22 protein-coding genes are annotated in these 21,554 nt (G+C 69.5%); 8 read left to right on the top strand and 14 right to left on the bottom strand.

The features are described from left to right. Positions 1-52 precede the first annotated feature (52 nt). From I0C86_RS10285 to I0C86_RS10245, 9 genes are all read right to left on the bottom strand, one after another. Positions 53-955, bottom strand: a complete 903-nt coding sequence (locus I0C86_RS10285) for a 5-oxoprolinase subunit C family protein (protein ID WP_196200990.1) — start codon at positions 953-955, stop codon at positions 53-55. Next, a complete protein-coding gene (locus I0C86_RS10280; RefSeq protein WP_196201011.1) occupies positions 952-1,599 on the bottom strand; it encodes a 5-oxoprolinase subunit B family protein in 648 nt (215 codons plus the stop codon). Before I0C86_RS10280 ends, I0C86_RS10285 begins: the two co-directional genes overlap by 4 nt. 26 nt (positions 1,600-1,625) lie before the next feature. Further along, the gene (locus I0C86_RS10275) at positions 1,626-2,327 is read right to left on the bottom strand and encodes an ABC transporter ATP-binding protein (protein WP_196200989.1); all 702 of its coding nucleotides are present in this window, start codon (positions 2,325-2,327) and stop codon (positions 1,626-1,628) included. Then, positions 2,328-3,050, bottom strand: a complete 723-nt coding sequence (locus I0C86_RS10270; protein WP_196200988.1) for an ABC transporter ATP-binding protein — start codon at positions 3,048-3,050, stop codon at positions 2,328-2,330. It abuts the gene before it with no gap. After that, complete coding sequence (locus I0C86_RS10265) at positions 3,047-4,132, bottom strand: branched-chain amino acid ABC transporter permease (RefSeq protein ID WP_196200987.1); 1,086 nt, start codon at positions 4,130-4,132, stop codon at positions 3,047-3,049. Before I0C86_RS10265 ends, I0C86_RS10270 begins: the two co-directional genes overlap by 4 nt. 22 nt (positions 4,133-4,154) lie before the next feature. Continuing rightward, on the bottom strand, positions 4,155-5,015 hold the full coding sequence (locus tag I0C86_RS10260) for a branched-chain amino acid ABC transporter permease (protein WP_196200986.1): 861 nt from the start codon (positions 5,013-5,015) through the stop codon (positions 4,155-4,157). 34 nt (positions 5,016-5,049) lie between these two features. Continuing rightward, positions 5,050-6,315 (bottom strand): ABC transporter substrate-binding protein, encoded by a 1,266-nt coding sequence (locus tag I0C86_RS10255; protein ID WP_196200985.1) that lies wholly within the window; start codon positions 6,313-6,315, stop codon positions 5,050-5,052. Positions 6,316-6,519: 204 nt separating this feature from the next. Further along, a complete protein-coding gene (locus I0C86_RS10250; RefSeq protein ID WP_196200984.1) occupies positions 6,520-7,860 on the bottom strand; it encodes a C15 family peptidase in 1,341 nt (446 codons plus the stop codon). 213 nt (positions 7,861-8,073) lie between these two features. Further along, positions 8,074-8,835 carry a LamB/YcsF family protein gene (locus I0C86_RS10245; RefSeq protein WP_196200983.1) on the bottom strand — a complete coding sequence of 254 codons (762 nt, stop codon included), beginning with the start codon at positions 8,833-8,835 and terminating at the stop codon, positions 8,074-8,076. A gap of 155 nt (positions 8,836-8,990) precedes the next feature. Between I0C86_RS10245 and I0C86_RS10240 the strand changes: the two genes are divergently transcribed. After that, entirely contained in the window at positions 8,991-9,698 is a 708-nt protein-coding gene (locus tag I0C86_RS10240; RefSeq protein WP_323373570.1) for a GntR family transcriptional regulator, read from the top strand. 72 nt (positions 9,699-9,770) lie between these two features. Here I0C86_RS10240 and I0C86_RS10235 read toward each other — a convergent pair whose 3' ends face one another. Then, the gene (locus I0C86_RS10235; RefSeq protein ID WP_323373574.1) at positions 9,771-10,973 is read right to left on the bottom strand and encodes a hypothetical protein; all 1,203 of its coding nucleotides are present in this window, start codon (positions 10,971-10,973) and stop codon (positions 9,771-9,773) included. Positions 10,974-11,330: 357 nt separating this feature from the next. Here I0C86_RS10235 and I0C86_RS10230 point away from each other — a divergent pair, with 357 nt between their 5' ends. Next, positions 11,331-12,047, top strand: a complete 717-nt coding sequence (locus I0C86_RS10230) for a DUF6766 family protein (protein WP_230393914.1) — start codon at positions 11,331-11,333, stop codon at positions 12,045-12,047. Positions 12,048-12,073: 26 nt separating this feature from the next. On the opposite strand, the gene I0C86_RS10225 is transcribed toward I0C86_RS10230, so the two are convergent. Beyond that, complete coding sequence (locus tag I0C86_RS10225; RefSeq protein WP_196200980.1) at positions 12,074-13,255, bottom strand: metallophosphoesterase; 1,182 nt, start codon at positions 13,253-13,255, stop codon at positions 12,074-12,076. A gap of 330 nt (positions 13,256-13,585) precedes the next feature. On the opposite strand from I0C86_RS10225, the gene I0C86_RS10220 reads away from it, so the two are divergent. Next, the gene (locus tag I0C86_RS10220) at positions 13,586-13,975 is read left to right on the top strand and encodes a DnaJ family domain-containing protein (RefSeq protein ID WP_196200979.1); all 390 of its coding nucleotides are present in this window, start codon (positions 13,586-13,588) and stop codon (positions 13,973-13,975) included. 129 nt (positions 13,976-14,104) lie between these two features. On the opposite strand, the gene I0C86_RS10215 is transcribed toward I0C86_RS10220, so the two are convergent. From I0C86_RS10215 to I0C86_RS10205, 3 genes are all read right to left on the bottom strand, one after another. After that, a complete protein-coding gene (locus I0C86_RS10215; RefSeq protein ID WP_323373569.1) occupies positions 14,105-14,566 on the bottom strand; it encodes an SAM-dependent methyltransferase in 462 nt (153 codons plus the stop codon). Between the two features lie 124 nt (positions 14,567-14,690). Continuing rightward, positions 14,691-15,536: an ABC transporter permease gene (locus I0C86_RS10210; protein ID WP_196200978.1), complete on the bottom strand. Its 846-nt coding sequence runs from the start codon at positions 15,534-15,536 to the stop codon at positions 14,691-14,693. Further along, a complete protein-coding gene (locus I0C86_RS10205) occupies positions 15,533-16,540 on the bottom strand; it encodes an ATP-binding cassette domain-containing protein (protein WP_196200977.1) in 1,008 nt (335 codons plus the stop codon). Before I0C86_RS10205 ends, I0C86_RS10210 begins: the two co-directional genes overlap by 4 nt. A 68-nt stretch (positions 16,541-16,608) precedes the next feature. On the opposite strand from I0C86_RS10205, the gene I0C86_RS10200 reads away from it, so the two are divergent. From I0C86_RS10200 to I0C86_RS10180, 5 genes are all read left to right on the top strand, one after another. Further along, positions 16,609-17,238 carry a TetR/AcrR family transcriptional regulator gene (locus I0C86_RS10200; protein ID WP_196200976.1) on the top strand — a complete coding sequence of 210 codons (630 nt, stop codon included), beginning with the start codon at positions 16,609-16,611 and terminating at the stop codon, positions 17,236-17,238. Between the two features lie 10 nt (positions 17,239-17,248). After that, complete coding sequence (locus I0C86_RS10195) at positions 17,249-17,749, top strand: GNAT family N-acetyltransferase (protein ID WP_196200975.1); 501 nt, start codon at positions 17,249-17,251, stop codon at positions 17,747-17,749. Between the two features lie 492 nt (positions 17,750-18,241). Further along, positions 18,242-19,528 carry an ABC transporter substrate-binding protein gene (locus tag I0C86_RS10190; RefSeq protein ID WP_196200974.1) on the top strand — a complete coding sequence of 429 codons (1,287 nt, stop codon included), beginning with the start codon at positions 18,242-18,244 and terminating at the stop codon, positions 19,526-19,528. 114 nt (positions 19,529-19,642) lie between these two features. Then, positions 19,643-20,608 (top strand): carbohydrate ABC transporter permease, encoded by a 966-nt coding sequence (locus tag I0C86_RS10185; RefSeq protein ID WP_196200973.1) that lies wholly within the window; start codon positions 19,643-19,645, stop codon positions 20,606-20,608. A gap of 2 nt (positions 20,609-20,610) precedes the next feature. Continuing rightward, on the top strand, positions 20,611-21,501 hold the full coding sequence (locus tag I0C86_RS10180; protein ID WP_196201008.1) for a carbohydrate ABC transporter permease: 891 nt from the start codon (positions 20,611-20,613) through the stop codon (positions 21,499-21,501). Positions 21,502-21,554 lie beyond the last annotated feature (53 nt).

Below are 21,554 nucleotides of genomic sequence, written 5' to 3'. Positions count from 1 at the left end.
TCGCGGCACGTCCACCCGGACGTGCCCCACCAATGTAAGGAAGGGCCCTCGCTTATCGTTTTCTGTATAAGAAGGGCCCCCTCCGCACACCCTCGACGATCCGGAACCGGATCGGGGTGCCGGGTGCGGCCTGGGCGGCCAGTGGGAGGTCGTCCGGGTGCACCACGCCGATCACCGGGTACCCGCCCATCGTCGGATGGTCGGCCAGGAAGATGACCGGGGTGCCGGCGGCGGGCACCTGCACCGCTCCGAGCACCACCCCCTCGCTGCGCAGTTCCCCGCCGATCCGCCGGGGCAGCGCGGGTCCCTCCAGGCGCATCCCCACCCGGTTGCTCAGGGTGGACACCCGGTATCCGGGCCCGGCGAGAATCCCCGGCGCGTCGTCGGTGAACCAGTCGGCGCGCGGGCCGAGCACGACCCGCAGGGTCGTCTCCTCGGTCAGCGTCCCGGTCGGGGCGACGTCGACCGGAGCCGGCGGCCCGGCAACCTCGCCCAGCGGCAGCCGGTCACCGACCGCGAGCGGGGCCGGTCCGAGTCCGGAGAGCAGGTCGGTCGACCTGCTACCGAGCACCGGCGCAACCGCGATACCGCCGGAGAAGGCGAGGTAGCTGCGGAGGCCACGCTTCGCGGTGGCCACGTCGACGCGCGCGCCCGCCGGCACCGACACCGGCGCCGACCAGCCCGCCGGGCGGCCGTCGACGGTCACCGGTGCCCACGCCCCGGTGACCGCGACGGTGGCGGCCTGACCGACCCGCAGCGAGACTCCGGTGATCGTCGTCTCGATCGTCGCCGCGTCCGCGGGATTGCCGACCAGCCGGTTCGCCAGCAGGTGCGCCGGAAGGTCGAGCGCTCCCGACCGCGGTACGCCGAGGTGGGCGTGCCCGGGGCGGCCGAGGTCCTGCACGGTGCTGAGCGCGCCGGACCGGACCACCTCGACGAATCGTCCGGTGCTCATCCGCTGACGTCCCGATCGGCGTCCTCGGGAGCGTCGACGTCCCGGAACCGGACCCGGGTGCCGGGGGTGAGCAGGGCGACCGGGTTCCGGCCCGGATCGAAGAGCACCAGGTCGGTACGGCCGAGCAGCTGCCAGCCGCCCGGCGAGTCCCGTGGGTAGATCCCGGCGTAGCCACCGGCCAGCGCGACCGACCCGGCCGGCACCCTGGTCCGGGGCACCGCCCGCCGGGGCAGGTGGTAGCGCTCGGGCAGTCCGGTGAGGTAACCGAAGCCGGGCGCGAAGCCGCAGAACGCGACCCGGTACTCCGGGGCGCTGTGGATCCGTCCGACGTCCTCCTCGCGAACCTGCCATCTCCGGGCGACCTCCGCGAGGTCGGCACCGTCGTACCGGACCGGCACCTCGACCAGCGGGCCGTCCGGCAGGCGGGCCGACGTCGGCCGCCAGGTGGCGAGTTGCGCCGCCAGGCCCGCCGGATCGTCGAGCCCGTCGACCAGCACGGTGCGTTCGCCGGGTACGACGTCCTCGACGCCGGGCAGTTCACCGCGTTCCCGCCGCCGGTCGAGTTCGGCGACCAGCGCGTGGGCGTACGCCGGCTCCGGCACCTCGACCAGCAGCGCACGCAGGCCCACCGGGATGATCCGCACCGCCGCCCATCCCTCGTCGACGCGGCTCACAGCCCGAGGTACGAGCGCCGTACCTCGTCGGAGGAGGCGAGTTCGTCGGCCGGGCCGGACATCACCACCTCGCCGGTCTGGAGCACGTACGCCCGGTCGGCCAGCTCCAGCGCGGCCCGCAGGTTCTGCTCTACCAGCAGGATGGTGGTGCCGGCCCGGCGGATCTCGGCCAGCACCTCGAAAATCATCCTGGTGAACTTGGGTGAGATGCCGAGCGACGGTTCGTCGAGCATCAGCAGCTTCGGTCGACTCATCAGCGCCCTGCCCAGCGCCACCATCTGCTGCTCACCCCCGGAGAGGGTGCCGGCACGCTGACCGGACCGCTCGGCGAGGATCGGGAAGAGTTCGTACACCCGGGACAGGTCCGCCTCCCGCTCCGCCGAGGTCCGGTGATAGCCGCCGAGCAGCAGGTTCTGCAGGACGGTCTGGTGCCCGAACAGCCGCCGCCCCTCCGGCACCAGCACCGCACCCCGGCGGGCGATCCGGTACGCCGGCAGCCTGCCGACCTCCTCGTCGAGGAAGGTCACCGTGCCGCGTACCGGTCGGTGCAGCCCGGATACGGCCGCCAGCAGCGTGCTCTTGCCGGCCCCGTTCGCGCCGACCAGCGCCACCAGCTCGCCGGGTTCGACCCGCAGGTCCACGCCGCGCAGCGCGACGACCCCGGCGTAGTCCACATGGAGATCGCTCACGGTCAACATCTACAGGGCCTTTCCGAGGTACGCCTCGACCACGGCCGGGTCGTGCGCGACCTGCTCCGGCGCGCCCTCACTGATCTTCTGCCCGTAGTGCAGTACGACCAGCCGGTGGCAGAGCGGCATGATGACCTCCATTACGTGTTCCACCATCAGGATGGTGACGCCGCCACGGTTGATGGTGCGGACGATCTCCACCGCCTCGCGCGCCTCGGTGGGCGTCAGTCCGGAGAGCACCTCGTCGAGCAGCAGCAACTTCGGGTCGGTGGCGAGCGCCCGTCCCATCTCCAGCCGCTTCTTCCAGGCCGCGGTGAGCGACGCGGCCGGCGAGTCCAGTACCGGTACCAGTCCGGCCAGTTCGGCGACCTCCCGGGCCCGCCGCCGGGCGTCCCGCAACCGGGAATGCCGGACGAAGGACGCCGTGGTCAGGTTGTCCAGCACGCTCATCGAGCCGAAGACCCGCATCAGTTGGAAGGTGCGGCCGACCCCGGCCCGGGCGGCGGCGTGCGGTGGCCAGCCGGTGACGTCCCGGCCGTCGAAGTGCAACCGGCCGGCGGTGGGACGCTGCGCGCCGGCCACCATGGCGAAGAGCGTGCTCTTGCCGGCGCCGTTCGGTCCGATCAGCCCCATGATGGCGCCCTGCTCGACGGAGAAGCTGACGTCCCGGTTGGCCCACAGCCCACCGAACCGGCAGGACAGGTTGTCGACCTTCAACAACGTCGCGCTCATGCCTTCACCTCAGCAGACTCGACCGGCTCAGGGTCGGTTTCGGTCCGGGACGCCCGGCCCAGTCGGCGGGCGACCGGCGCCCACAACCGTTGCAGGATGGCCAGCAGGCCGCCCGGCTCGGTGATCGACACCAGGACGATCAGCGCACCGTAGAGCAGCAGGTCCACCGATCGGCCGCTGCCGGAGAACTCCTGCCGGGTGAGGTCCTGGACGAAGACCAGCACCCAGGCACCGAGCAGCGGCCCCCAGAACCGGCCGACCCCGCCGAGCACGGCCATCAGGGTGAACGACACCGAGAGGTCCAGTCCGAGCCCCGAGGGCGGGTCGACGAAGAGGACGTACATCACGTAGAAGCCGCCGGCCAGCGCGGTGATCGCCCCGGACAGGGCGGCGGCGGCCAGCTTGTACCGGTGCACGTCGATCCCGACCGCCGCCGCGGCGACCTGGTCGTCGCGGATGGCCCGGACGTAGTTTCCGGCCCGGCCCCGCAGGAACAGCCAGACGGCGAGCGCGGCGACGCAGAAGAAGCCGAGCGCCACGTAGTAGTACGGCCGCTTGTCCAGCAGCGAGAACTGCAGGTTGGCCAGGGACGGCTCGACCACCGGCAACTCCCAGCCGTTCGCCTGCCCGAGGCCGGGCAGGTTGGTGACCAGGATGAAGACGATCTCGGCGACGGCGATGGTCGCGATCGAGTAGTAGTGGTGCCGCAGCCGGAAGCACGGCCAGCCGACGGCGGCGGCGAACAACGCGGCCAGCGGCAGCGAGAGGGCGATCGCCAGCCACGGCGACCAGCCGTCGCGGACCAGCAGCGCGGTGGTGTAGGCGCCGGTGCCGAAGTACAGCGCGTGCCCGAAGGAGACCTGTCCGGCGTAGCCGCCGAGCAGGTTCCATCCGGTGGCCGCGATGCCGAAGGTCAACGCCAGGATGCCGATGTTGTGCGCCGCCGAGTCGGCGAAGACCAGTGGGTACGCGGCCAGCGCTGCCACGATCACCACAGCGGTGGTCCAGGACGGCAGCCGTCGTACCGGAAATGCTCGGAGCCGGGCCGGCGACGGCCGGTGCAGTACGGTCGGCGCGCTCATCGTCCTGCCTCTCGTGATTGGCTCATCTGGTCCCCAGCAGTCCCTGCGGTCGTACCAGGACGACCACCAGATACAGCGCCAGCGCCGCCGCGAGGGTGTAGCTCGGGGCGTACAGCCCGACGACTCCCTGGGCGACTCCGACCAGCAGTCCGGCCAGGGCGGCCCCGGTGATGCTGCCGAACCCGCCGAACGCGACCACCACGAAGGCCATCAGGACGAAGCTGACCCCGGCGGTCGGCGACGCGGAGTACGAGTTCATCAGCAGCGCTCCGGCGACCCCGGTGGCCAGGCCGGCGACGACCCAGCACAGGGCGTACATCTTCCGGGGGTCGATTCCCATCAGTGACGCCGCCGCCGGGTCCTCGCCGGCGGCGCGTACGGCGCCGCCGAGCCGGGTCCGGTTCATGAAGTACGCCACCGCGCCGGTGGCCAGCAGCGCACCGACCGCCATGATGACCTGCGGTCCGCCGATGATCACCGGCCCGATCTCCCAGCGCAGTCCGGCGGCCCAGGGCCGGGGAATGGTGCGGGTGTTCGGTGTCCAGAGGAACTGGGCCAGGCCACGGAGGAACACCTGTAGTCCGAAGGTGACGATCACCTGTGCCAGCGGTGACCTGCCGAGCACCCGACCGACCGCGCCGACGTACATCAGCAGGCCGGTCAGGGCGATCGACACCCCGGCGAGCGGGATCGACCACAGCGGGTCGAGGCCAAGCACCGACCAGGCGAAGAACGAGGTGTACATGCCGAGCATGACCATCTCGCCGTGCGCGAAGTTGATCACGTCCATGACGCCGTAGATGAGGGTCAGGCCGACCGCCACCAGCGCGAAGACCGCGCCGATCAGCAGGCCGTTGACGACCGACTGAAGAAGGTCGCTCATGCGCCCTCCCCGCTCCGCTCGTCGCCGCGCCCACTCACCGCTGCGCCTTGTTCATCGGCCAGACCGGCGGTACGGAGGCGAGGTCGGCCGGGAAGACCACCCGGTACTTTCCCTCGATCATCTGCTCGACGACTCCGGCGGCGCCGGTGTTCTGGCCCTTGTCGTCGAACTTGATGCCGGTCCACGGCATGATCGTCTTCTCGCCGGGGATGTCCAGCCCCCGCAGCGCGTCCCGGATCGCGGCCGGCTTGGTCGAGCCGGCGGTGTCGATCGCCTGGGCCAGGGCCAGCACGGCGGTGAAGGCCCGCGCCGAGTTCTCGGTCATCGGAGCGCCGTACCGCTGCTGGAACAGGTCGGCCACGGTCTTCGCGGCCGGCCGCTTCGCGGCGATCTCGCTGGACCAGGCCGCCCGACTCGACGCGCCGTTGGCCAGCGGACCCAGCCCGGTGGCGAACGCCGGGTCGGCGAAGCCGCTGCCGTAGGCGAGCAGCGCGGGCGGATAGTAGTCGAGCTGGTCGAGCGTCTTCATCAGCTTGATCGCCGCGTCGGTGTAGGCGAGCACGAACAGTACGTCCGGGTTCTTGCTCCGCACCTGTGCCACCTGGGAGCCCAGGTCGGCCGCCGTCGGGTCGAACGCGACGTTGACCGTGACCGGCAGGCCGGCCTCGGCGGCGACCTTCTCGGTCACTCCGGCGCCGTCGTTGCCGAACTGGTCGTTGCTGTGGAAGATGCCGACCGTCCGGATCTGGTCGCCGCCGGCCTGCCGGGCCTTGAGGTAGTCGAACATCGACCGGGCGAAGGTCTCGTCGGTCGGTCCGGTCCGGAAGAACCACTCCAGGCCCCGCTCGGTGAGCGCGACCGACGACGAGGCCTCGTTCACGAACGGAACCCCGAGCCGTTCGGCCCGCTGGCTCGCCGTCAGGGTCACACCGGACTGGTACGAGCCGATCACGGCGGCGACCTTCTCGGTGGTGACCAGCCGGTCAACCTCGCCGGCACCGATCTCGGGCTTGCCCTGGGTGTCGCCGGTGATCAGCTTCACCGGCGCGTCGCCCAGCCCCGGCAGCCCCTTACCCGGCCCGAGCGGCAGGTCCAGCCCGGGATGCTCGTTGTTGATGACGTCCACGGCGAGTTCGGCGCCGTGCAGCACGTCCGTCCCCTGGGTGGCGTTCGGCCCACTCAACGGCCACAGCCCGGCGAGCTTGACCTCGTCGGTCGAACCGGCGTCGTCTCCTCCGCCACAGCCGGCGAGCCCGGCGGCGAGAACAACGGCGACCGTGATGCTTGTGATCTTGCGCATGATCAGGCCTTTCTGCTGGCGGCCAGCCCGCACCGGAGCTGGGAAGAAATGCAAGGAAGGGCCCCTTCTTATCGCTTTCTGTATAGGAAGGGGCCCTTCCCATCACGTGGCCCGCCGGGGCCCGGGTCTGCCGTCACCCGGGGCCGGTCGGACGTGTTCCGCGCGGCGGGGCTGGTTCGGACGTGTTCCGCGCGGCGGAGCCGGTCAGGAGACGGCGGCGCCGGCTGCCTTCACCAGAGCGACCGTCTGCTCGATGGTCTGCGCGCGGTCGGCGGCGAACGGAGCGTCGATGATCGCCAGCGGGTCCTGCGGGTACACCAGCGACGAGATGTGCAGGTGCCCCCCGGGTACGTCGGTCGCGCCGAGGGCGAGCCGCAGCCGGTTCGAGCGGTACATGCTCTCGTTGGACAGGTAGTTGCCGCCGCCACCCGCCTGCGCCTGCGCGTCGGCGGACGGGCCGTTGTCGTGGCAGGAGACCTTGGCCGGGTCGGGCCGGGTGTTACCGGTCCACTCGCAGATCCGCGGGTTGAGCGCGGTCGGCCACGGGGTCGTTCCGGCGTCGATCATCTGCTGGAACGGCAGGGTGGTCTCGATGAACTCGGGGTTGGTCGACGGTTGCGGCCAGTTCGTCACCGGCGGAACGAGTTCGGGGGTGCCCTCGTTGTTGTTGTCCGCGCTGCCGCCGCGCCACGCACCGGCCCACTGCTCGATGGCCATCCGAGCCCGGCCGCCCTGGCTGATCGTCATGATCAGGTCGGCGCGCTCCCTGCTGTTCCGGGTCAGGTGCGGTCCGAAGGCGTCCTCGACGTAGCCGAGATCGAACCCGCTCCAGGTCACCGGCAGCATTACCGCCTGGATCTGGACCGTACGGGCGCCGACCTGGTACTCCTGACCGTCGAGTTGCAGGGCGGAGGCGCCGGACGGGTTGGAGCGCCGGATCTCGCCGTTGAGCTGGTACGGGTCGAAGCCGCTGACCAGCACCCTGGTCACCGTCCGGCTCGATGAGAAGTCCGTCGAGGCGATGCCCCGGGAGGCGTACTCGAAGGTCTTCAGCAGGGAGGCGCGGGCGGCGGCGGTCACCGGAAACCGGGGGGTCCACTGCCGCAGGTCGCGGGTGCCGGTCAGCCGCGACCAGTAGAGCGGCCGGTCGTCGTAGCGTTCGATGCTGCCCATCCAGCGCTTGCCCTGGGCCCGTTCGACGGCGGTGCGCCACAGTTCGGCGCCTCGGGTCTGGAGCAGCTTGTCGGCCTCCCTGACCGACCGGACCCCGCACAGGTCGGCGGTGAGCCGCGCGACGAACGGGGCGAAGCCGCCGACCTCGACCAGCCGGCTCGGCACCTGGACGCCGCCCGGCAGCGCGGGCGTGTCGATGCGGGTCTCCTCGTACGTCGTCGCGACGGTCCGGTCGTAGCACTGCCCCGCCGGTCCGGCGTGCCCGGCCGGGCTCGTGGCCTGGGCACCGGTGGCGCCGGGCAGCAGCACCAGGGAGGCACCGATGGCGGTGGCGGCGAGCATCCTGGCTCGGCCACGTACACTCTCAGTCAACTTCTGCACATGCAAGGTGATCTTCGACCTTCCTCGATAGCTGCGCCGGTTCCGACCGTCCGGGCCCAACCAGGGGGATGGAGCCGGCGCTTCACTGGGGGTTGGTGCTGTCCGCCCGCGGCATCGGGCGGTGGCAATGAAGGTGCGGGAGCCGGTGACCGTCGGCCGGGTGCGTCGCTGCTCCGGTCGACGGGAACCGATCCGGGGTGATCGCTAGGTGAACGTGCCGAGCTGTACGCCCGCGTCCTGCAGGGCGGTACGCACCTGGCGGGCCAGCTCCACCGCGCCGGGCGTGTCTCCGTGTACGCAGAGCGACCGGGCCCGGACCCCGACCGCGCCACCGTCGACGGCGGTCACCTGGCCGGTCGTCGCCATCTTGACGCAGCGTCTCGCCACCACCGCCGGATCGGTGATCACCGCGCCCGGACTGCCGCGTTTCGCCAGGCTGCCGTCGGACTGGTAACCACGGTCGGCGAAGGCTTCCCGCACGGTCTTGAGGCCCACCTCGTCGGCCTGACGCAGCAGTTGCGAGCCGGGCAGGCCGAGCACCGGCAGACTCGGGTCGTACGCGGCGACGGCGGCCACGACGGCGCCGGCCTGCGCCTGGTCGGTCACGGTCCGGTTGTAGAGCGCGCCGTGCGGCTTGACGTACCGGACCCGACCGCCCTCGCTCCGGGCGATCCCGTCGAGCGCGGCCAGTTGGTAGAGCACGTCGTCGGCGAGCCGGTCGGGTTCGATGTCCATCGCCCGGCGGCCGAAGCCGGCCAGGTCCCGGTAACCCACGTGGGCGCCGATCGACACGTCCCGGCTGATCGCCTCGGCGCAGACCCGTCGCATGATCGTCGGATCTCCACCGTGGAACCCGCACGCGACGTTGGCGCTGGTCACGATCGAGAGCAGGGCCTTGTCGTCGCCCAGTTGCCAGACTCCGAAGCCTTCGCCGAGGTCACTGTTCAGATCGAGGATGACCGACATTGCGCCTCCCGGGGGGGAAGAGTGCGGTGGAGCGCCGTGAGTTCAGGCTCGCAGACTGTTGAACAATCCGTCAATGGTCATGTTGACTTGTAATCTCGTCAAAGCATGGACCTTCTCTCGATTGTGGGCCCGGACGAATGAAGGACAATGATCGCGTGACGTGGCTGGCGAAGCTGCAGGATGACCGAGCGTTGATCAGTCGGGCGAGCACGGCGCAACGGGTGGCGGAGGTCCTGCGTGCACGGATCACCGAGGGTGCCCTGCTGCCGGGCACCCGACTCTCCGAGGAGATGATCGGCGCCGCGCTCGGCGTCTCCCGCAACACGCTGCGGGAGTCGTTCCGGCTGCTGATGCACGAGCGGCTCGTCGTGCACGAACTCAACCGGGGCGTCTTCGTCCGGGTGCTCGGCGTCGAGGACGTCATCGACATCTACCGGGTACGGCGGGTACTGGAGTGCGCGGCCGTGGCCAACGCCCGGAACAGCTCCCCCGGTGCGATGGAGGCGATCGAGGCGGCGCTGACCGAGGGTGAACGGGCCGCGGCAGAGCAGCGGTGGTTCGACGTCGGGACCGCCAACATGCAGTTCCACCAGGCCATCGCCGGTCTTGCCGCCAGCCCCCGGGTCGAGGAGATCATGCGGCAGACCCTGGCCGAGATCCGCCTCGCCTTCCACGTGATGGACGCGCCGCAGACCTTCCACCAGCCCTACCTCGAACGGCACCGCGAGCTGCTGGAGCTGATCCGGGCCGGGAACGTCGAACGGGCCACGGCGGTGCTCGACGCCTACCTGCGCACCGCCGAACGGCAGCTCGTCGACGCGTACGCCGAGCGGATGCTGGACAGCGCGCCGGCGTCCCGGTAGCCGACCGGGGACCGGTAGCCCGCCGGGGAACCGGTCAGACCACCGGCAGCCGGTCAGACCGCCGGGGACCGGTCAGACCGTGTGCAGTGCGTACACGCCGGCGTCCGTACCGGCGCCCGCTGGTCCGGCCAGCGGGGACCACGCGGTACCGTCCCATCCGGCCACCTGGTTCACCACCACGCCGCCCGCCCGGCCGAAGAAGCCACCGGCGATCAGACGGCCGCCATGGACGGCCAGGGACACCACGATGTCCTCGGTGCCGGTACCCGACGGCCCGGCCAGCGCCGACCAGGCGCTGCCGCTCCACCGTGCCACGTAGTTCGCCGGTGCCCCACCCGCCTCGGTGAAGGTGCCGCCGACGACAAGCGATCCGCCATAGACGGTCAACGCCCGACCCTCCGCGTCCAGCCCCGCGCCAAGGGGCGACCAGGCGCTGCCGTCCCACTCGGCGACGTAGTTGGCGGCGGACCCGCCGGCCTGGGTGAACCCGCCGGTCGCCACCAGCGACCCGTCGAAGACGGTCAGCGCCAGCACGTCACCGTTGAAGCCGGTGCCCAGGGTCGACCAGGCGCTGCCGGTCCAGCGCGCGATCCCGTTCGCGGCGGTCCCGCCGGCCTGCGTGAATCCGCCCCCGACTATCAACGCGCCGCCGTGGACGGCCAGGTCCCAGACGGAGGGTACGTTCACCCCGGTGCCACCGGACCCGGTCAGCGGAAACCATTCGCTGCCGTCCCATCGCGCGATGTGGTTGACGGTCACGCCGCCGGCCCGGAGGAACTGTCCAGCCACGATCAGGTCACCGTCGAACACCGCCAGCGCGTCGACGAAGTCGAGGGGCGTCGTCATCACGCCGGTACCGGACGAGCCGGTCAACGGGAACCAGGCGGTGCCGTCCCACCGGGCGATGCCGTTCACCCGCACCCCACCGGCGGTCAGGAAACTACCTGCGGCGATCAGGTCCCCGTCGTACACCGTGAGGGCGGTGACCGAGCCGTCCGGCCCGGCGGTCGACGAACCACCGGGTCTCGACCAGGCCGAGCCGTTCCAGGTCGCCAGGTGGTCGACCGCGACCCCGCCAGCCCTGGTGAACGTTCCGCCGGCATACAGGCCGGGAGCGGCGGCAGCCTCGGTCCGGCTCCCGCTGCCGACCGGAACCGCGGCACTCCCCTGCCCCGCGGATGCTGCCGGCTGCGGCGCGAGGCTCCACCCGCACAGCGTCGCCAGCACGAAGATGGCGGCGCGTCGACGCAGGGTGGATCCGCCGGGACCGAACATGGTCACATTCCCTCCGCCAGGTCCGCCCATCTCGGTCGGATCCTGCCAGGAAACATATATCAGTATCTATATATCGGCAATGCGGCCGAGGCCGGACAAGCCCCGGACATCCGGGTCATACCCTCCGGGCAACCGGTCGGGCGGACAGCACCCGTTCCCCTCCGGATCGGCCAGTACGGCGAACCGCTCGTTCCCCGGCCGCCCCACGTCGGCATGTCGGGCACCGAGCCCGACCACCGGACCGCATCCGCTCTGACCAGGTTTTCCGCAGATCCAGACAGGGAACGGAGAGTAGCCGGGGAACGGGACTCCTTGAGTCGGGGACAGCGAAACCTCCTGTTGAAAGGAGACCTCCGGATGGGGCGTCAACTCGTTGAGGAAGAGACATCAGCGGACGGCGGGAAGACCGCGACCGAGCATCACTGGCTGCGGGACAACGCGCTGGCGGTGTCGATGTTCGGAGCCTTCCTGGTCTTCCTCGTCCTACAGAGCATCTTCGGCTGGCACGCCCACAACGAGGAGCTGGCCCAGTTCGGCGCCGCACCACAGGGATACCTCAGCTATCTCGGCACCGGCCACTTCGCGGAGGCGGTGTTCGAGAACTGGGAGTCGGAGTTCCTCCAGATGGGCGGCTACGTACTGCTGACCGCGTACCTGGTGCAACGCGGATCGTCGGAGTCCAAGCCCGAGCCGGACACGGACCGGCCGGAGGATTACGCCCGCAACGCGAAGCGCGACTCGCCCTGGCCGGTACGGGTTGGCGGCGTGGCGCTCGTGCTCTACCGCAACAGCCTGTCCATCGCCCTGTTCCTGATCTTCGGCGCCTCCTTCGTCCTGCACCTCCTGGGCGGGACCGCCGAGCACAACGAACAACAGGCGCTGGAGAGCGGCGCCGCTCCGATCAGCGCCTGGCAGTTCCTGGGCACCAGCGACTTCTGGTTCCAGTCCATGCAGAACTGGCAGAGTGAGTTCCTCGCCGTCGGCGCCCTGGTCGTGCTCAGCGTGTTCCTCCGCCAGCACGGCTCACCCGAGTCGAAGCCGGTCACCACGCCGCACCACGAGACGGGATCCTGACCTCCTGACGGCGCCTCCTCCGGCGGTCAGCCCGCACGCAGGGTGAGCACGGTGATCTCGCTCGGCGCGAAGATCCGCAACGGTGGACCCCAGAAACCGGTCCCCCGGCTCGTGTACAACTGGGTCCGGTCGCCGTGCCGGGTGAGGCCGTGCACCGTTGGTTGGTCGAGGCGTACCAGGAAGTTGAACGGCCAGATCTGACCGCCGTGGGTGTGCCCGGAGATCTGCAGGTCGATGCCGTGCGCGACCGCCGCGCCGATCTGCTTCGGCTGGTGTGCGAGCAGCATTACCGGAAGGTCGGGGTCGGCACCGCTGAGCGCGGCGGCATGGTCGGCGTGGTGGCCGGGACGTCCCGAGGCTCCGGCGGTCGCGTCGTCGACACCGGCGACGACGAGCCGGGCACCGTTCCGCTCCACGACGACGTGCCGGTTGTGCAGCGGTTCCCAGCCGAGGTGACGCATGTGGTCGAGCCAGCCCTGGGCCTCGCCGAAATACTCGTGGTTTCCGGTGACGTAGGTTCGGGCGAGTCGGGCCCGGACCTCACCGAGCGGTGCGGCCTGGTCCCGCCGTTGCGCGACGGTCCCGTCGGCGATGTCACCGGTGTGGCACACGATGTCGGGATCGAGTTCGTTGACGGCCGCGACGACCCGGGACGACCACCCAGCCCGGTCGATCGGACCGTAGTGGGTGTCGGTGAGCAGGACGACCCGAACGCCGTCCAGGCCCGCACCGAGCCGACGGACGCGCACGTCCACCCGCCGGACCCGGGGCACCCGCATCGCCTCCGCGTACCCCCAGAGCAGCAGCCCGACGGTGACGACGGCGACCGTCGCGGCGGTGATCCGGGACCGGGCCGGGTCAGCGACGCCGCCGACGGCCAGTCCGAGCCGCAGCAGGTTGCCGAGCAGAGACCAGACGAAGAGCACCCAGACCACCCCGAGCAGGGTGTCGCCGGTCCGGGCCGCCCAGTCCTGGTGCCGGCCGCCGTGCCCGAGGTACATCAGCACGGGGAACGCCACGAGCGCCGCGACGAAGACGATCGTGCCGGTGGCGGTCACGGAAGTCGGCCAGTGCGCGCCCGCGACGACCAGCGTCCACCACGGCACCCCGAACAGCAGCGCCAAGATCGCGGTAATCGTCAGGGTGAACAGGACTGGCCGCAGGGATCGTCTCGCCGGTGCCGCCCGCACCGTTCCGGTGGCTGACACAGCTCCGACTCCTCAGATTGCCGGGGGCCTCGTCCGGGCCGTACGGGCACTCCCGTCGGTCCGGTTCGTGCAGCATGACACGCCGGATCCGCGATCGACCACCTTGCTGAGCGCGGGCACAGGATCGACGGCCGCCGTCGGGGCTCGCGCTGGTCGGACCCGGGTGTGCCGGCGCACACGTGCGGCCAATGCCCGAATCCCGCACCTAGAATTGGGTCCCCCGCGCGTCGCGGGACCGACGAGCCTGCCCGAGCCGCGCAAGCCCGCGAGCTGGTCATCCCGTCAGCGGGCGGCGAAGCTACGGGCGGTGCGGCCGAGGGAGGACATCCGATGCCTGACCGGTACGAATCCCGCGTCGAGCGCCAGATCCGGGAGGCGCAGGAGCGGGGCGAGTTCGACAACCTGCCCGGCGCCGGCCGCCCCCTGCCCGGGCACGGTGGCACGGACGACGAGAACTGGTGGATCAGGGAGTGGGTACGCCGGGAGAACCTCACCGGACTCGTGCCGACCTCGCTGAAGATCCGCAAGGAGGCCGAGGAACTGACGGAGCGGTTGGCGAGGGAGTCGTCCGAGCAGTCTGTACGCGCCGTCGTCACCGAACTCAACCAGCGGATCCGGCAGGCCCGTCGGGGACTGGTCGACGGACCGCCGGTGGTCCTGCGCACCTTCGACGTCGACGAGGTCGTCGAGACCTGGCGGCGGCGGAGGCGTTCGGGCTGACCGGGGGGCACCGACGCGGCGGAGCGCGGCGCGGGGCTACCGCAGCACGGGCCATGGCAGCACGGGCCATGGCAGCACGGGCCATGGCAGCACGGGCCATGGCAGCCCGGAGCTACAGCAGCACGGAGGCTACGGCAGGAAGTAGTCGGCCATGAGCCGACCGACCCAGTCGGGCTGTCGGAGACCGGTGGGCTGGAATTCGGCCATGGTGGGTTTGAGGTCGACGACCGGCGTGCCCGTTATCGCGTCGAGTCCCCGCACCCCGAGTTCCCGGCCCTTGACCGATGTGATCGCGCAGCTGGTCATGCCGATGCGGTTGGGACGGCGTGGTCCCCGGTCGGCGAACACCCCCACTTCTGGCAGGTCTGCCCGGCCGCGTGGTCGCCGCGGCCGGTAGTCCGGCCGTTCCGTGGTCCGGTCGAAGACGAAGAAGACGTCGACGTGGGAGAACTCGGCCAGCCCGAGCAGGCAGTCGTCACCGAACCGCTCGTCCACCACGATGGTGCTGGTCACCTCTCCCCAGTGGTCGGTCAGGGCACTGTCCGTACGGTCGTTGCGTACGGTGCCGATTGAACTGACAACAAAATCCACGATGTGCTCCCTAACGTCTGGCGCCGGCTGTACCACGCACAGTTGCCGAAGCCGAAGCCGAGGCCGGCACCTGGCCTGCCGCCGACCCGGGTGGAAGGATCATTGTCGACGCCTCTGGTCCAGATCAGGTCTGGTTGCGGTACAGCCGCATGGTCAACGGTGCGAAGACCGCCACGAGCAGGCCCGAGGCGAGAAGTACGGCAGCGATCCGACTCGCCTGGGCCGTGCCGTTCATCAGCCCCCGTACCGCCTCCACGAGTTGGCTGACCGGATTGAACCTGACGAACGTCCGCAGCCAACCGGGCATCGTCTGCGGATCGACGAAGACGTTGCTCGCGAAGGTGAGCGGAAACTGGACGAGGAAGCTCACGGCGCTGATCGCGCTCGGCGTGCGCAGGACGAGCCCGAGCGTCGCCCAGACCCAGGACAGGCCGAAGGCGAACACCAGGACGAGCCCGACCGCGAGTAGCACGCCGATCACACCGCCCGCCGGCCGGAAGCCCATGACCAGCCCGAGGGCGACGACCAGTCCGGCGGCCAGCAGATTACGGCCGGCATCGCTGATCAACCCGCCCACCAGGAGGGCTGGCCGCCAGATCGGCATCGATCGGAAGCGGTCGGCGATGCCCCTGGTCACGTCGTTCTTCAGGTTCACGCCCGCGTACACGGTGATGAGCAGCACCGCGAAGACCATCGTGCCCGGAAGGAGGAACTGGAGGTACTCGTGGGTCGAGCCGGCCATGGCGCCGCCGAACAGGTACGTGAACATGACGGTGAACAGGATTGGAATCATGATCGCGTCCGCAAGCTGTTCCGGGACATGCTTGATCTTCAGTAGGGCACGCCAGGCGAGCGTCAGTGACGCCGACAGCGGGCCCGTCCGAGGTGGTCGTGGCCGGGTCGCCAGGGCGTCGCGGAGGGCGCGATCGGGCAGGCCCGCCGAACCATGCGGAACTGGTGTGGTGGTCATGCTGTCTTCTCCTGATGGGTGTCGGCGTGGGCGTCGGTGTGGGCGTCGGTGTCGGTGTCGGTTTCCGCGCGGTGCCCGGTGAGGGCGAGGAAGACCTCGTCGAGGCTGGGATGAGCGAGCGCGAAGGCGGTGAGGTCGATACCGGCGCGGGCCAGACCGGCGAGCGCGACCGAGGCACGCCCGGGATCGTCGGCCCGGGCCGACAGGGCGGTTTCGTCGGATCCGGTCTGGACCGGGGTGCCGAGGGCCTCGGCCAGTAGCCGCCCGGCCTCGGACCGGCGGGCCGGGTCGCGTACGTGGACCTGGACGGTTCCGGCACCCACCGACGTCTTGAGCTGGCTGGGGGTGCCCTCCGCGATGATCCGGCCACGGTCGATGACGGCGAGCCGGTCGGCGAGCTGGTCGGCCTCGTCGAGGTACTGGGTGGTGAGCAGCACGGTGGTGCCTTCCCGGGCGAGCGCGCGGACGATGGCCCAGACCTGGTTGCGGCTGCGTGGGTCCAGACCCGTGGTGGGTTCGTCCAGGAACAGCAGGTCAGGGCTGATGATGATGCTCGCGGCGACGTCGAGCCGCCGACGCATGCCTCCCGAGTACGTCTTGACGGTCCGGCCGCCCGCCTCGGCCAGGCCGAAGCCGTCCAGCAGTTCGTCGGCCCGGTTTCTGGCCCCCGCCCTGGTGAAGCCGAGTAACCGGGCGAGGATCGTGAGGTTCTCGAATCCGGTCAGTTCCTCGTCCATCGAGGCGAACTGACCGGTCAGGCTTATCCGCTCGCGTACCCGGTCGGCTTCCCGGACGACGTCGTGGCCGAGCACCCGTGCGGTTCCGGCGTCCGGCGGAGACAGGGTGGCCAGGACCCGGATGCTGGTGGTCTTGCCTGCCCCGTTCGGACCCAGGAAGCCGAACACGCCCTCGGCGGGCACGACCAGGTCGACACCGTCCAGAGCGCGGTTCCCGCCGAAGGTCTTGACCAGACCGCTGGCTTCGATCGCGGGCGCGGAGTTCATGGACATCTGACTAGAGCCTTTCTCTAGAGTTCATCACTAGTGACCATCTCTAGAGGTACGCTATAGCCATGACGGATGTCAAGCGAGTGAACAAGCGGACCCAGAAGGCCGCCGAGACGCGCCGACGCATCCTGGAGGCCGCCCGCGACCTGTTCGTCGAGCACGGATACGGGGCGACGAACCTGCAGGACGTCGCCGCCGCAGCGGGTGTGGCGGTACAGACGATCTACTTCGTCTTCGGCAACAAGCGGACGCTGCTGAAGGAACTCGTCGATGTGACCATCGCCGGGGACGACGAACCGGTCGCGACGATGAACCGCCCCTGGTTCCGGGACGCCCTGGCGACCGACACCGCCGTCACCCACCTGGCGGCACACATTCGAGGAACCCGGGAGATCCTGGAACGGGTCGCACGGATCACGAAGATGGTCGCCACGGCCGCCACGACGGACGCCGAGGTCGCGCAGCTCTGGCCAGCGGGCGGTGATCCCCGGTTCGAGGTGCACGCCGTCGCCGCGAAGAGCATGGTCACCAAGCCGGGAGCACGCGCGGAAGTCTCCGCGGAACACGCCGCCGACCTCCTGTACGCCCTGCTGAGCACCGAGCTCTACCTGCTGTTCGTACACGAGCGGGGCTGGTCCCCCGAGCGGTGGGAACAGTGGACCTACGACACCCTGCTTCCACAGCTCTGTTCCTAGGATCGGGACGATGCAGCAGACAGGGCCAGCGGTTCGGCTGGCGAACGCGACCGACATCCCGTCCCTGGTGGAGTTCCGCCTGACCAACGCCGAGGCGCACGTCGCCCTCGATCCGGCCGTCTACCGCGTTCCGCCGCGGGACGTGGTGGCCCGACACTTTGCCGCCGTACTCGCCGAGGGGGCCGGACGGGACGACGCCGTACTCGTCGCCGAGACGTCCGACGGGCGACTGGTCGGCATGGTCGAGGTGCTGCGCCACCCCGATCCGCCGGAGCATCAGATCCTGCGCGCCGAGCCGTCCGCGGCGGTACACACGGTCGTCCTGGCCGATGCCCGGGGCCTCGGGACCGGATCAGCACTACTGGAGGCGGCGCGGCGGTGGGCGACGGATCGCGGGATCCGGTACCTGTCCGCCGGCATCCACCACCGGAACAGCGGCGCCGTGCGCTTCTACCGCAGGCACGGCTTCGCCGATGCGGGCCTCTCGCTCGGCAGACGCCTCGTCGGGTAACACCCGCCCGCTTCACAGTTCGCGGGCCCCGCTGACAATTCGACGACTGCGCGGGCGTCCATTCCCGGATCGGATCGACCTCCAATATGCCGGCGTCGCCCATCACCTCGCCGACTTGTCGTCGTCGAAGTACAACAAAGACGTACTGCCCTTTGTCGTTGTCTTCCGGTATCCACATGGGCCTCTCCGCCCCCGTCGGCCAGGACCCTGTGGCGACGCTGCCTGAACCGGTTCACGCAGGGTGACCCCGGAGGTGGATCGCCAGCGGCATCGCCTGGGTCGAGGCATCTAGCAGGCCAAACGGCACCTTCTGCCTGAACCGGTTCATGCACTTAACGGTTCAGTTCTCGCACGCTGTTGTCACCTCGTTGACACGGCTGTAACCCGCGTGTACGTTCCCCTGCAAGTCGCGACGCCTATCCCACCCCCCAAGGGCGCGCCTCTACATATCGTGTTGTGTCCAATGTGGACCCCGAAAGGTGGGACGCGCATATGAGAAGGTACGGAATCGCCGGCACCGCACTCGCACTTCTGCTGGCCCTGGCGGGCTGTGGCGGGGGTGACGAAGAGGGCGGCTCCGACGGCGCCATCTCCGGCGAGATCACGGTACTCACCCAGCGCACCGACATCGTCAATACCGTGCTACAGGAGTACAAGAAGAAGTTCGAAACGAAGTATCCGGGCACGACGGTCAAGTTCGAGGCGATCACCGACTACGAGGGCGAAGTCCGGATCCGGATGAACACCAAGGAGTACGGCGACGTCCTCCTCATCCCGAACTCCGTCACCGACGACCTGCTGTCGACCTTCTTCGAACCACTGGGGACGATCGACGAACTCAAGGACAGGTACCGGTTCGTCCGCAACGAGAAGGTCCTCGACGGCAAGGTCTACGGTCTCGCCATCACCGGCAACGCGCAGGGCTTCGTCTACAACAAGAAGGTGTGGCAGCAGGCGGGCATCACCGCGCCGCCGAGGACGCCGGCCGAGTTCCTGGCGGCGCTGACCGCGATCAGGGACAGGACCGACGCGATCCCGCTGTACACCAACTACAAGGACGCCTGGCCACTCTCCCAGTGGGAGGGTCTCCGGGGTGTGGTGAGCGGCGATCCCGACGCGGCGATCAAGCTGGCCAGGGATGACGCGCCGTGGGCTCCCGGCAGGGAGCACCACGTCGTGGACTCGCTGCTGTTCGACATCGTGCAACAGGGTCTGACCGAGCCGGACCCGACGACCACCAACTGGGAACAGTCCAAGGGCATGATCGGCACCGGCAAGGTCGCCACGATGATGCTCGGCTCCTGGGCCATCGTGCAGATGCAGGGCGCGGCCACCGACAAGGCCGACATCGGATACCTGCCCTTCCCCTCTCAGGTCAACGGCAAGTTCCACACGGTGATCGCGGGCGACTACAAGAACGCCATCAACATCAACTCTAGGAACAAGGCGACGGCCCGGGCCTGGATCGACTGGTTCACGAACGAGTCGAACTACGCCGTGGACCAGGGCGGCATCTCCCCGGTGATCAGCCAGGCGATGCCGACCACCCTGGCGGACCTGACCGCCGCGAACACCGAGTTCATCGAGCTCAGTCCCCCGCCCAAGGGCGAGGAAGGGCTGGCCGACAGGATCGGCAACCAGGCCGAGATCGCCCTCGGCGACGGCAAGTACCGGCAACGGATCGTGGATGCCGCGCGTGGGGCGAAGAAGGAGACCAGGGACGAGATCTTCGCCGACCTGAACAGAAAGTGGTCGGACGCCAAATCCAAGGTCAAATAGTCGGTCGAACCCGGGCAACGGACCTCGGGCGTGTGGGTGGTGGCTGCCGCCCGCACGCCCACCGGCCGACACGACGACGTACGGCCGGGCCTACCGGAAGGTTTGGGTTTCCAGATGGCAACTCCGACGAACACCGCGAGTCGCTTCTCCGGGCTGTCCGGGAAAATCCCCCAGCGGCGCCTCGGACCCACCGGCCGACGTCGGCAGGGGCCGCCCCGGCGAAAGCCCCGCACCCCGTACCTCTTCCTGATCGTGCCCGTGGCGCTGCTGGTGGTCTTCACCTACATCCCGGTCCTGGGCATGTTCGGCTACAGCGTCACCTCCTGGAACGGGCTGAGCCCGACCAGGGAATTCATCGGCGCCGACAACTACGTCGAGATCGCGACCCGCCCCGAACTCTTCGGCGTGCTCCGGGTCAGCCTCTACTACGTCGGCGCGTCGGTCGTCCAGATCGTGCTGGCGCTCTACTTCGCCACGGTGCTGAGCTTCAACGTCAGGTTCAGGAACCTCTTCAAGGGAATCATCTTCTTCCCGTACCTGATCAACGGTGTCGCGATCGCGATGGTCTTCCTGTACTTCTTCGAGCCCGGCGGCACCCTCGACTCGACCCTGAGCGCTCTCGGCCTCGGCGACCTGTCCCGGCAGTGGCTCGGCGATCCGGGCACCATCAACTACTCCCTCGCCGGCACGTCCATCTGGCGCTACTTGGGACTCAACTTCGTCCTCTTCCTCGGCGCGATCCAGTCGATTCCGGCGCAGATGTACGAGGCGGCCGAGATCGACGGCGCGAACCGGTGGCACCAGTTCCGCTTCCTCATCCTGCCCGGCATCAGGCCGATCGTCGGGCTGTCGTTCATCCTGGCGATCGGCGGCTCGCTGTCGGTCTTCGAGATCCCGTACATCATGACCGGCGGCGCCAACGGCAGCGAGACGTTCGTGACCCAGACCGTCCACCTGGCGTTCAAGGCCTACAAGGTGGGACTGGCCTCGGCGATGGCCGTCGTGCTGCTCCTGATCATTCTGCTGATCACCTGGGTACAGCGCCGGATCGTGCCCGACGAGAGAGTGGAACTGTCGTGAGCATGACCGACCTCGGCGGCTCCGAGGCACCCGCCACGCGACGCGCCCGGTCGACCCGGTCGCGGTCCGTCGGCGCCCGGATCGCCGTCATCCTCAAGTACGTCTCGCTGGTCCTCGCCTCGGTCGTCGTACTGCTGCCGCTGGTGGCCCTGCTGATGGCCTCGCTGAAGACCAACGACGAGTACGTCAACGGCGAGCCGTTCGACGCGCCCGGCAACTGGTTCAACGTCGACAACTACGTCACCGCCTTCAACGAGGGCGGCATGCTGCGGGCGTTCGTCAACACCTCGATCATCCTCGTCGTCTCCCTCGCCGGCACCGTTCTCATCGGTTCGATGGCGGCGTACGCCCTCGACCGGTTCCAGTTCCGGTTCCGCAAGACGATCATCCTGCTGTTCCTGCTGGCCACGCTGGTGCCCGGGGTCACGACCCAGGTGGCCACGTTCCAGGTGGTCAACAATCTCGGCCTGTTCAACACCCGCTGGTCGGCGATCGCGCTGTTCCTCGGCACGGACATCATCTCGATCTACATCTTCCAGCAGTTCCTCCGGAGCATCCCGCGCGAGTTGGACGAGTCCGCCGCGATCGAGGGTGCCAACTCCCTCACCATCTACTTCAGGATCATCCTGCCCCTGCTGAAGCCGGCGATCGCCACCGTCGTGATCATCAAGGGGATCACCATCTACAACGAGTTCTTCATCCCGTTCCTCTACATGCCCGACCGGGACCTCGGCGTCATCTCGACCTCGCTGTTCCGGTTCAAGGGACCCTTCGGGGCCCGGTGGGAGGTCATCTCGGCCGGGGTGATCCTGGTCATCGTCCCCACACTGATCGTCTTCCTGCTGCTCCAGCGCTTCATCTACAACGGCTTCACCAGCGGGGCGACGAAGTAGGAGACGACGGGCCGCCGGTCACGGCAGGACCTCCACCGGCGCCCGCACCGTGT

Source organism: Plantactinospora alkalitolerans (genome assembly GCF_015690345.1).
In the GTDB taxonomy this organism is placed as follows: Bacteria; Actinomycetota; Actinomycetes; order Mycobacteriales; family Micromonosporaceae; genus Plantactinospora; species Plantactinospora alkalitolerans.
Note: the sequence above shows the minus strand (reverse complement) of the source record. Positions and strands in the feature narration are given on the sequence as shown.

Bases quoted from the DNA above. Each gene is read 5' to 3' on its own strand.
- I0C86_RS10285 (WP_196200990.1), bottom strand. From the start codon at position 955: ATGAGCACCGGACGATTCGTCGAGGTGGTCCGGTCCGGCGCGCTCAGC.
- I0C86_RS10275 (WP_196200989.1), bottom strand. From the start codon at position 2,327: ATGTTGACCGTGAGCGATCTCCATGTGGACTACGCCGGGGTCGTCGCG.
- I0C86_RS10270 (WP_196200988.1), bottom strand. From the start codon at position 3,050: ATGAGCGCGACGTTGTTGAAGGTCGACAACCTGTCCTGCCGGTTCGGT.
- I0C86_RS10265 (WP_196200987.1), bottom strand. From the start codon at position 4,132: ATGAGCGCGCCGACCGTACTGCACCGGCCGTCGCCGGCCCGGCTCCGA.
- I0C86_RS10260 (WP_196200986.1), bottom strand. From the start codon at position 5,015: ATGAGCGACCTTCTTCAGTCGGTCGTCAACGGCCTGCTGATCGGCGCG.
- I0C86_RS10255 (WP_196200985.1), bottom strand. From the start codon at position 6,315: ATGCGCAAGATCACAAGCATCACGGTCGCCGTTGTTCTCGCCGCCGGG.
- I0C86_RS10245 (WP_196200983.1), bottom strand. From the start codon at position 8,835: ATGTCGGTCATCCTCGATCTGAACAGTGACCTCGGCGAAGGCTTCGGA.
- I0C86_RS10235 (WP_323373574.1), bottom strand. From the start codon at position 10,973: ATGTTCGGTCCCGGCGGATCCACCCTGCGTCGACGCGCCGCCATCTTC.
- I0C86_RS10230 (WP_230393914.1), top strand. From the start codon at position 11,331: ATGGGGCGTCAACTCGTTGAGGAAGAGACATCAGCGGACGGCGGGAAG.
- I0C86_RS10220 (WP_196200979.1), top strand. From the start codon at position 13,586: ATGCCTGACCGGTACGAATCCCGCGTCGAGCGCCAGATCCGGGAGGCG.
- I0C86_RS10210 (WP_196200978.1), bottom strand. From the start codon at position 15,536: ATGACCACCACACCAGTTCCGCATGGTTCGGCGGGCCTGCCCGATCGC.
- I0C86_RS10205 (WP_196200977.1), bottom strand. From the start codon at position 16,540: ATGAACTCCGCGCCCGCGATCGAAGCCAGCGGTCTGGTCAAGACCTTC.
- I0C86_RS10200 (WP_196200976.1), top strand. From the start codon at position 16,609: ATGACGGATGTCAAGCGAGTGAACAAGCGGACCCAGAAGGCCGCCGAG.
- I0C86_RS10195 (WP_196200975.1), top strand. From the start codon at position 17,249: ATGCAGCAGACAGGGCCAGCGGTTCGGCTGGCGAACGCGACCGACATC.
- I0C86_RS10190 (WP_196200974.1), top strand. From the start codon at position 18,242: ATGAGAAGGTACGGAATCGCCGGCACCGCACTCGCACTTCTGCTGGCC.
- I0C86_RS10185 (WP_196200973.1), top strand. From the start codon at position 19,643: ATGGCAACTCCGACGAACACCGCGAGTCGCTTCTCCGGGCTGTCCGGG.
- I0C86_RS10180 (WP_196201008.1), top strand. From the start codon at position 20,611: ATGACCGACCTCGGCGGCTCCGAGGCACCCGCCACGCGACGCGCCCGG.